Source organism: Mycobacterium sp. JS623 (assembly GCF_000328565.1).
Lineage (GTDB): Bacteria > Actinomycetota > Actinomycetes > Mycobacteriales > Mycobacteriaceae > Mycobacterium.
On the sequence record NC_019958.1, the window covers coordinates 188,800 to 198,589 of the forward strand.

At 64.0% G+C, this 9,790-nt stretch carries 6 protein-coding genes; all 6 read left to right on the top strand.

The features are described from left to right. Positions 1–158: 158 nt before the first annotated feature. Positions 159–1,016, top strand: a complete 858-nt coding sequence (locus MYCSM_RS34170; protein ID WP_051074009.1) for a hypothetical protein — start codon at positions 159–161, stop codon at positions 1,014–1,016. A gap of 236 nt (positions 1,017–1,252) precedes the next feature. Continuing rightward, a complete protein-coding gene (locus MYCSM_RS34175; protein WP_015298113.1) occupies positions 1,253–1,840 on the top strand; it encodes a hypothetical protein in 588 nt (195 codons plus the stop codon). Between the two features lie 467 nt (positions 1,841–2,307). Next, positions 2,308–6,882, top strand: coding sequence for a methyltransferase type 11 (locus MYCSM_RS34180; RefSeq protein ID WP_232425891.1), 4,575 nt, complete (start codon positions 2,308–2,310; stop codon positions 6,880–6,882). A 493-nt stretch (positions 6,883–7,375) separates the two neighbouring features. Further along, positions 7,376–8,053: an amidoligase enzyme gene (locus MYCSM_RS34185; protein ID WP_198345147.1), complete on the top strand. Its 678-nt coding sequence runs from the start codon at positions 7,376–7,378 to the stop codon at positions 8,051–8,053. Positions 8,054–8,232: 179 nt separating this feature from the next. Beyond that, the gene (locus MYCSM_RS34190) at positions 8,233–8,904 is read left to right on the top strand and encodes a hypothetical protein (protein ID WP_051074010.1); all 672 of its coding nucleotides are present in this window, start codon (positions 8,233–8,235) and stop codon (positions 8,902–8,904) included. A gap of 114 nt (positions 8,905–9,018) precedes the next feature. After that, entirely contained in the window at positions 9,019–9,246 is a 228-nt protein-coding gene (locus MYCSM_RS34195) for a hypothetical protein (protein WP_015298117.1), read from the top strand. Positions 9,247–9,790 lie beyond the last annotated feature (544 nt).

Consider the following 9,790-nt stretch of genomic DNA (forward strand, 5'->3'; position numbering starts at 1 on the left):
TGCGGGCACCACCACCCCTGGCGGACCCGAATCTCCATGAAAGGGAGCTACCTGCAATGAGCGTTGGACTTCTACGCCGAGACAGCGGTGCCAATCATCCGAGCGTGGTGCAGTGCCCGCACCGGTCGTCCGCCAGGCGCCGTCAGTACGGTGAAGCTGTGGACAACGACGATGCCATCGTGACGGCAGCCCTCTCTGCGGAGCTGGGCGACTCCGTTGTGGAACAGCTCGTCAACAAGTGGTACAGCGGTGCGGACCTCGCGGCCGCGCGCAATGCCGTTGGGCTGTCGATCCACGAGCTGACCTCGGTCCTGCGTATCGACGGTGAGAACTACAAAGCGCGTGAGGCCGACACCAAGGACGTACAAGCACACCTGGTCGCCGAACTCATCGCGATGAATGCCTTTGTCACGGACTTGGCCGACCAGCTAGCCGCGGCGGTTCCCGCGGCCGGGGTCGTCGTGTTAGAGGCCGTGCCCGACCAGGCCTCCTTCGAATCAGCCTTCCCCCTGGCGAAGACTCGCCGTGATGGGGTGCCGTACCCAGTCGGACTGCAGCACAACGCCGTTGGAAGAGTGGCCTGTGAGCTGCAACGGCAGGGTAGGACTGTAGAGGTCCACCGCGGTAGTCGCCGCGCCGATCTGCTGGTGCGTCGCCGCGCAGTTGGGTTGTCAGGCAAGGAAGCGGCGCGCCTATTCGGCCTCAACGAGAAGACCTACCTGGAAGGCGAGCAAGGCAAGAAGCCTCTCAGCCGCGTGCTCGCAGAGCTCCAGGCCGTTGAGGCCTTCATCGCCGCCGAGGCCGCCAACGTCCGCGTCGTCGATGTCGGGAACATCAAAGCCGTTCTGATGGGCGGGGGGGACGCTGGAGCCCAGTCTCGACGTGCCGCGGCCGCGGTCACTCTGCGCGATCAGAAGCCCTATCCGGCCAGCGTCTACTACGCTGCCGCCGGCCGGGCCGCCCAAGAGCTACGGAACGCCGGCCACGACGTCCGCGTCACCGTACCAGCGCACTGACAAACACCGCCTAACGCACGCACGAGCCTTCACCCCACCCTGCTCGGTGCAGGGTGGGGTGAAAGCTATCTTCGGTGAACACCAGCACCGAGCACCACCACCACCACCACCAACCACCAATGGGGGTGCTTGGTGATCACCAAGACGTGTTATGTCTGTGTCCCAGAGTAGAATTGAAACCGAGAGTCAACCAATTCGGCAGACTCCGAACGCCCATCGAAAGGGGTGCATTCCTTATGGCACAGACCAGGGTTAAGCAATCGGGCGCGACTGCCGCGGTGCTGGGTTCGCGGGTGGTGGAGCGCATGCCCATTCCGGCGGGTTTGGTGACGCGCACGATGGTATTGGTGCGGCCGGTGGCGGGGCATGTTTCGGTGCAGGATGCCCGCACCGACTTGGCCGTGGTGTCGGTGCAATGGGGGGACATCTTCATGCGTTTCACCTCAGCTGCGCAGGTGTCGGCGGTGCTGGCGGCGTTTGGAGCGGTCCGGGAGTCATTGCGGGGGGCGGCAGGAAGCGCGACGTTGGAGGCGGTGAGGGGCGATGAGTGGCCAGGCGTATCGGTGGTGTCGGTGACGTGGACCAGGCCGCCAGAGTGGTCGGTGGTGAACCAGGCCTGCTATGACGAGCGGCGCCGCCGCACGGTGTGCTGGGTGGATGTGCACATGGGCCCGGTGCAATGGCGGGTGGTGGATTGGGCGGGGTATGAGGCGGCGTTGACGTTGCTGCGCAACGTGCACCGTACGGCGGTTGCAGTCTTTCCGGATGGACCCAGTTCCGCGCCGATCCGTCGAAAACGGACTCCTTCACTGAGACAGCGTTGACAGGCTCGGTATCGGCGTAAGTCAGTGCCCGCGGTGCTGCCTGGCAAGCGGCACCGCGGGCCCATCTCCGACACCACACCCCACCCTGCTCGGTGCAGGGTGGGGTGTGGGCTGATACCGGTTGACCGTCGGCGCCGACCGCCGCCGCCGTCTGCCCCTCCGCTGTGTGCCAACAATCGTGCAACACAGTCGGATTGGCGCGTCTGAATGTGCAGATCTGTCGGGCGTCTCGGGTAAGATCAGTCTGGTAGGGCCAACCACATCCGGCAGGCCCCGGTATCCCATGGAGAGGGGATTCATTCGTGTTGTCCATCCATTCTGCGACCGATCCGGCTTCATCTGAGCAGCGTTCGGCAACACCAGCCCGACGTGCCATCGAGGCAATCCGCACTCTGACAGCCCTCGGGTCCGCACCCGCTGACGAACGACAGCGCCAGGCGTTGGCCGGCTTCCTAGGTTGGGGACCCTTGGCCAAGGCGTTCGATCCACGCCCCGAGGGAGTGTGGGCGGATCTCGCCGACGAGCTCGACGACCTGATCGGCGACTTGATGGGGCAGGCGGCGCGCGTCGTGGACACGTCATTTTTCACCCCACCGGCGTTGGTCGCCCACGTCTACGAACTGCTGCGGGCTGCAGGATTTGCGGGCGGGTCAGTCCTGGACCTGGGATGCGGGGCGGGTGCGTTCCTGCATCAAGCCCCGCCCGATCTGGTGTCGTCGATGACTGGTGTCGAGGTCGACCCGATCTCAGCTCGGATCGCGGCGGCGTTAGCGCCGCAGGCGACCATCATCACCGGTGATCTGCGGGAGGTCGCTCTGCAGTCCCGGCGATATGACGCCGCAGTCGGCAACGTGCCGTTTTCGGCGGCCCGCGTCCATGACGGCGCTCTTGACTTCTGGGGGCCGTTGCATGAGTACTTCGTGCTGCGTGCGCTGGCGGCGGTCCGCCCCGGCGGCTACGCCGTTTTGGTGACCTCCCGTCACACCCTCGACGCCGGCGAGGGCTTAGCGGCGTCAGTCCGCGAGCGGGCAGACCTGATCGGCGCGGTGCGGTTGCCTTCCGGCTACTTCGCAGCCTCGGGTACCGCAGTAGTTGCCGACGTGTTGGTGCTGCGCGTCCGTGAGGACGCCGCGACTCCCGCGGGGTGGTCACCGGTTCGGGGTGCGGAGTCGACCGTGATGTCTGCGACCGTCAAAGGCCGGTACTGCCAGGAACGGGTGAGCGGATTCTGGGAAGAGCATCCGGAGTTCGTGGCCGGGGTGATGCGGCTGACGGGTTTCGACCGGCTGCCTCTGGCGGTCGACGCGGAGGACCAGGACGCGGCCGTAGCCGCTGCGTTCGCGTCCGTGACGCCGCTGCTGGTCCCCTATGCGGATGCGGGGACGCTTCCGGAGGACTGGGCTGACGTCCGGCTGATCGACGATTGCGGGCGCAAAGAGGGATCCCTGCACATCGTGGATGGACAGGTGGTGCGCGTCGTCGAGGGCGAGCTGTCGGCGGTCACGCGTCCCAGCGCGGAGTTGCGGGCGTTGATTGGGTTGCGCGACGCCGCGGTGGCGCTGGTGGAGGCGGAGTCGGATTGGGACCGCCCCGACGCCGAGATCGAACCACTGCGGGTGCAGTGCCGGGCGCTTTACGACGCCTACGCGGCGCGCTGGGGTGTGCTCAACCGCGGGACGAGCACCGAAGGCAAACCGGACCCCGAGACGGGGTTGCCTCGGCTGGGGTGGCGGGTGGCTCCGCTGGGAGGGTTCCGGTCCGACCCGGACGCCCCTTTGGTTCTGGCGCTGGAGACTTTCGACCAGGACACCGGGGAGGCTGCCGCGGCGCCCATCCTGTCTCGGCGGGTCAACAAGCGTCCCCGCCCGGCCGAGCGGGCCGGCTCTGCGGGTGAGGCGTTAGCGATCTGCCTTGGCGAAGGCCGAGGGCTGGACCTCGATCGGGTTGCCCAGTTGTGCGACCTGGGCGACGCGCAGGCCGCATTCGAGGCCCTGGGGGATCTCGTGTACCGCGATCCCCTCGATGGGCGGGCCGTCAACGCCCGTGACTATCTCAGCGGCAACGTCCGCGGCAAGCTGCGGGAGGCCCTGGCCGCGGCAGCGATCGATGCGAACTATGAACGCAACGTGGCGGCGTTGCACGCGGTGTTACCGCCCTGGCTGGGGCGCGAGGAGATCCGGATCGAGCTCGGATCACCGTGGGTGAGCGCCACGGATGTCAGCGACTTCTGCGTAGAGGTGTTCGGTGCACGCGCGCGTGTCGAGCACATCGCGCCGCTAGCGGCATGGGAGGTTACCGGCACGCGGCGAAGCATCTCCGCCGATGCGCAAATCGCCTACTGCACGACGCGATTCAATGCGTTTGAGTTGCTGCAAATCGGGCTCAACGGCGCGGCGCCGGTGGTGTGGGATGACGTTTACGATTCGGAGTCCCGTTCTTACCGCAAGGTACGCAATGCCGATGCGACCGAGGCTGCCGAGCAGAAGCTCGCCGCCATCGGCGAGCGATTCTCTCTCTGGGTGTGGGAGGACCAAGCCCGCGAACGTCGAATCGTGGAACTCTACAACCACACCATGAACGCCCGGGTGTTGCGCGAGCACGACGGGAGCCACCTGACGTTTCCTGGTCTGGCCGACGGCATTGACCTATGGCCGTGGCAGGCCGATTTCGTCGACCGGGCGGTCAGTACGCCCGCCGCGTTCTGCGCGCATGAGGTCGGCCTCGGAAAGACGTTGACAGCAATAGGTTTGGCGATGACGCTGCGACAATTCGGGTTGGCGAACCGGGTAGGGTTCATCGTCCCGCAGCACCTCATAGAGCAGGCGACAAGGCAGTGCTACCAGGCCTGGCCCTCGGGGCGGTTTCTGATTGTCACGCGTGCGGACTTGCACGGCGATGCGCGGCGGCGTTTCGTCGCCCGATGCGCCACTGGGGATTGGGATCTGGTCATCATGACCCACGAGACATTCTCGTCGATTCCGGTACCGGCGACTGTAGAGCGGGTCTGGTTGGAGGATCAACTAGGGGAACTCGAAAGCTACACCCGCAGTGCCGGTTACGGCAGCGGGAAACGGATCGCGGCGGCGGTGCGATCCTTGAAGGGCCGTATCGATCGGCTGCGCTCGTCGTTCAACGACGCCAACGCCATCAACTTCGCGCACCTGGGCTTGGATTACGTCATCGTCGATGAAGCAGACAAATTCCGTCGACTGCCCGTGGCAACTCGAGCCGATGGGTTCAGCCTGGGTTCCTCGAAGCGAGCGCTTGATCTGTTTCTGAAGATATCGCTGCTCAGGCGTGCCAATCCGCAGCGGCCCCACGCGTGCCTGATGACCGGGACCCCGTTCACCAACACCCTGGCCGAGGGTTTCGTCTGGCAAAGCATGCTCACGCCAGAACGACTGTCCGAGACTGGATTAGCCCATTTCGACGCCTGGGCGGCACAATTCGTGCGATACGAAGTGCTGATAGAAACCAGCCCCGACGGTTCGGGATTCCGGTCTAAGCGGCGTCCATCGGTGATCCAAAACGTGCCCGAGATGCGCACGATGCTCTCGGAGTTCATGTCGATGGTGCGAGCGGAGAGTGTCGGGCTGAAACGTCCCGAAGCCATCCGGCACACCGAAATCAGCGAGCCGACAACCGGACAGCGCGCGTACATGGCCGAGCTGGTGCAACGTGCTGACGCTCTCCGGACGGGCCGCACGCAGCCGGGCGCGGACAACATGCTGGTGGTGTGCGGGGACGGCCGTAAGGTTGCGCTGGATCCCAACCTGGTCGGTATCAACGAGGGCGCGCCGAAGCTGGCGCAAGTAGCCGAGAGGGTGGCCGAGGTTTACCACCAGAATGTCGACCGCCTGTATGCGGGTTCGGAGACGCCGGGGTCCTTTCAGTTGGTGCTCTGCGACCTCGGAACCCCCAAGCCGGGAGATTCGAGCAGCTATGGCCGGCTGCGGGCGGCCATGATCGCTGCGGGGGTGCCGGCAGACAAGATCCGTTTCGTGCACGAGGCCAGCACCCCCAAGGCGCGTGAGGGGCTGTTCGCCGCCTGCCGTGACGGTCGGGTTGCGGTTCTGATCGGTTCGACGTCGAAAGTCGGCATCGGCACCAACATTCAATCGCGGCTGGCGGCGTTGTTTCACGTCGACCCGACGTGGACGGCCGCGGCGTGGGAACAGCGCAACGGCCGAGCCATCCGCAACGGCAATCAGAACGACATCGTCGACATCTACAGTTTCGTGTCCCGGGGGACGTTCGACGCGTACATGTTCGGAACCGTCGAACGAAAGTCGCGCGGTTTCGAGCAGCTGTATCGCGTCGATGGGCAAGCCCGTGAGATCGAGGACGTCGGCGGGGACGGAACGCTGACGTTCGCCGAGCTGAAAGCAGCCGCCGCCGGCAATGATCTGCTGCGCCGCCAGCACGAATTGGCCCGCCGGGTGCGGACCCTGCGACTGGCCCACGTCACCGTCACTCAGAATGTCCGGACCTTGCTCACTCAGGCAGCCAGTGCGGAGGCGTCCGCTACGGCCGCTGAACGGCGCCTAGCGGCCCTGGACGACTTCGCCGAATACCTTCCCAGCCTCGGGGAGGTCGATGCGGCGCAGATCGCCGAGGGGGCGTTCTCAGAACGGGCGTCGCTCGGCTGGTCGGCTGCGCTGGGGGAGTGGCGACACGATCGAGTGTCGGTGCGCGTAGTCGATACCGACCCCGGCCAACGCCTGGAACTGCTGTTCGACTACAGAACCCTGTGGAGTGAAACCTTGCCGGGCAAGGTGCGGCGCCGAGGCGCAGCGGCGGTCGCCGGGTGGGTCTCGGGGTGGGTGGCCGCATGGACCGGCGGCCTAGACGCCGAACGCGCCGAAACCGAGGCCAGCATGGCGCAGTGGCAACACCGTGCCCAGGACGCGCGGACCACCGCCGAGGACGTCGACCTCTCCGAACCCGCCGCCCTGCTGGCAGCGCGAGCGGAGCTCGCAGAAGTCGACGCCGCGATCGCCGAGACCGTGCGCACCGACATGAGCGGATCCGCGGCCGCTTAAGCCACCTGGCCGGGCCCCACGCTGGCGTTAGCCCCCACTTACGACGGGGCTAACGCCGGCGGCTCGCCCCTGCCTACGTCTCGATCACGAAGTGTGAGTGCCAAGCCAATACCCCACCCTGCTCGGTGCAGGGTGGGGTATTGGCTTTTAGGGTTCAAAGGCACCACAGGACAACGTTTTTCGCCCTACACATGTCGTTGGCAATTGGTAGAATTAATGGCGAGGGTCAACCATTCCCGGCAGACCCCGACCACCCATTGAGAGGGGTGCATTTCTTATGCCATCAACGTTGACCGAGACCGACTTGCGGTATTGCGACGCCTGCGATGACGAATTCGATTATGAACAATTCGGCTGGTGCTGTGACAGTTGCTCGAACGTGTTCTGCGACGACTGCTCATCATGCAACAACTGCGCCGAAGAATCTGATGACGTGCGGCCCTATGACTACCGGCCGTCGTCGTTTCGACCCAAGGGGAACTATCCCGATGAGGTGTTGTTCGGCGTCGAACTGGAGGTAGGCGGCAGAGAGTCGCGAATCGTGGACGTAGTCCAAACCTACGACCCGTGCGAAGACCACCTGTACATGAAGCACGACAGCTCGATCGATGGCGTCGAGATCGTCACGCACCCGATGACATTGGCGTGGGCACGTGAGTATCCATTCGAGAACCTGCTAGCGGACCTTCGGGCACATGGGTGTGACGTCGGTGATGAGTACGGACTGCATATCCACGTGTCCCGCAACGCCTTTCGACGCCACGGCAAGCAATCATGCGCTCATCAGATGATGTGGCTGCTGTTCATGTACCGCAACGTCGAAGATCTGACCTTATTGGCGCGACGTGAGTCGTGCCGATGGGCATCGTTTACCACGCCGGTACCGGGCGAGCTGGCGCGCAAAGCGACAGGGGTGGACCACGGCGACCGGTACGTGGCGGTCAATTGCAGAAATGAAAAGACTTTCGAATTACGGTTCTTCGCGGCAACCCTGCACAAGCGAGAATTTCTTGCGGCTCTTGAGTTCGCCGATGCGAGTGTGCAATACACGCAAACTCTTCGTATCAACGAGGTCCTGGCCGGCGACGCACTCACATGGACTCATTTTTCGGATTGGCTCGAAACGCGGAATTACCCAAACCTGTCCGCTGAAATTGAATATGCGTCCTAATACGCGGCATTCAAGGCCATCGATCAAAAAGCGATCGCATTCATAGCTAGTTTCTTACATCCAAAAGGACTGCCATCAATATGTGTATTTTGAGTTTTCTCCCCCCGGAGGCATCCGTCGACGTTGACGGCCTATGGAATGGGGGCTGTAAGAATCCTGACGGGCACGGATGGGCCATCGTGTCACCGGAGGGGATCGTCACCGGAAAGTCGCTGGACCTCGCAGAAGCACTGGAGTCGTTCGTGGCAGCCCGAGAACGGCACCCCGCAGGCCCGGCGCTATTCCATAGCCGCTGGGCCACCCACGGCGGCGTCAACCTCCAGAACGTGCACCCGTTCGTGGTTGGCGGCTCGGAAATGACCGTCGTGGCGCACAACGGCATCCTGCCCATAGAGGCGCACCCAGCGAAGGGGGATGACCGGTCAGACACACGCAAGTTCGCCGACGAGATTCTGCCTACCCGGTATCGCCGCCTTGACCGCCGCCGCGCCCACGATGCTTTGTCACGGTGGTGCGGGCGAGGCAACAAGCTGGTGATCCTGACCGTGGACCCGCGCTATCAGCGCAACTCCTATCTGATCAATGAGGGCTCGGGGCGTTGGGATGCTGCTACCGGGATCTGGCACAGCAACGAGGACTTCCTCACGAGCGCGACCTCAGTCACGTCGACGTTGGGTAGCGGCGGTGTGGCCGGTGGTCACTGTGATCTGTGTTGGTGGGGTGAGGTCGACGAACAGGGATACTGCGGTCAGTGCCGTTCCTGCAGTGATTGTTATGAACACATTCGTGACTGCCTGTGTTGGAACCGTGAGGCGGTGCGGTGTGAGCGTTGGGGCGAGTTAGTGCTGTGACGCGTGCTGCCGGGGGCGTCACCCTCTGGTGTGAGTTGCCGGTACCCCCGGTGTGTTGGACCGGGGGTACCGGTGGCGACGGTTGGTGTACCGATATCGAGAGGGGAGCTTGATATGAAGATCTGGCTCGAAGTTACGGAGACCGTGAACTACACGGCAGAGTTTGAAGTGCCCGACGATTGGGATTTTGATTACGCTGAGGATGAGCAAGCGGTGACGGACTACGGCAACCGAGGAGAAGAACTCTGGTGCCAGGAGGACAATTCTGACCGCATCGTTTTTCAGTATGTCGATGAGCGTTCGGTTGGTTATCGCGTGATCGAGGCGGGACCGGCCGTGTAAATGCTGCGTTGTGTTGTTGATGGTTTTAGGGCGTGGCCCGTGGGTGGCGGTGGGTTGGTGGGGGTGTGTGTCATGGTGGGGGGAGGGGCCGGCATGAGCCGGCGCCCGATGGCAGTGTGGATCGGCGATAGTTACAGCAAACACTGATAGGATGTAGTCATGGGTGAGGGTATGGGCGCGGCGCAGCCGGCGCAGGATAGCGTCATCGTAACCCGTTGTAATACAGTAGGTTTGGCTGTGAGCGCGCGGCGGAGCCGTGAGCGGGCCCGGGTACTGAGAACCGTTCCGGTACAGCATAATTCAGGTATGGCACATTGGGCGGAGCCCAATACCCGTATTGACCACTCTAAAACTGTTGCAGGACAACGCAACTAGAGTTCATCGAGGTCCGCCGCAGGCGGCCGTTCCGACTGCCGGCCCGGCTTCGCCGGGAGCTGGGGCCGGGCTGCGCCCGGCGGCCGGAACGGTCGCCTGCGGCGGACCTGACTTGACTCTAGTTGCGTTGTCCTGCAACAGTTTTCGAGTGGTCAACACGGGTATTGGG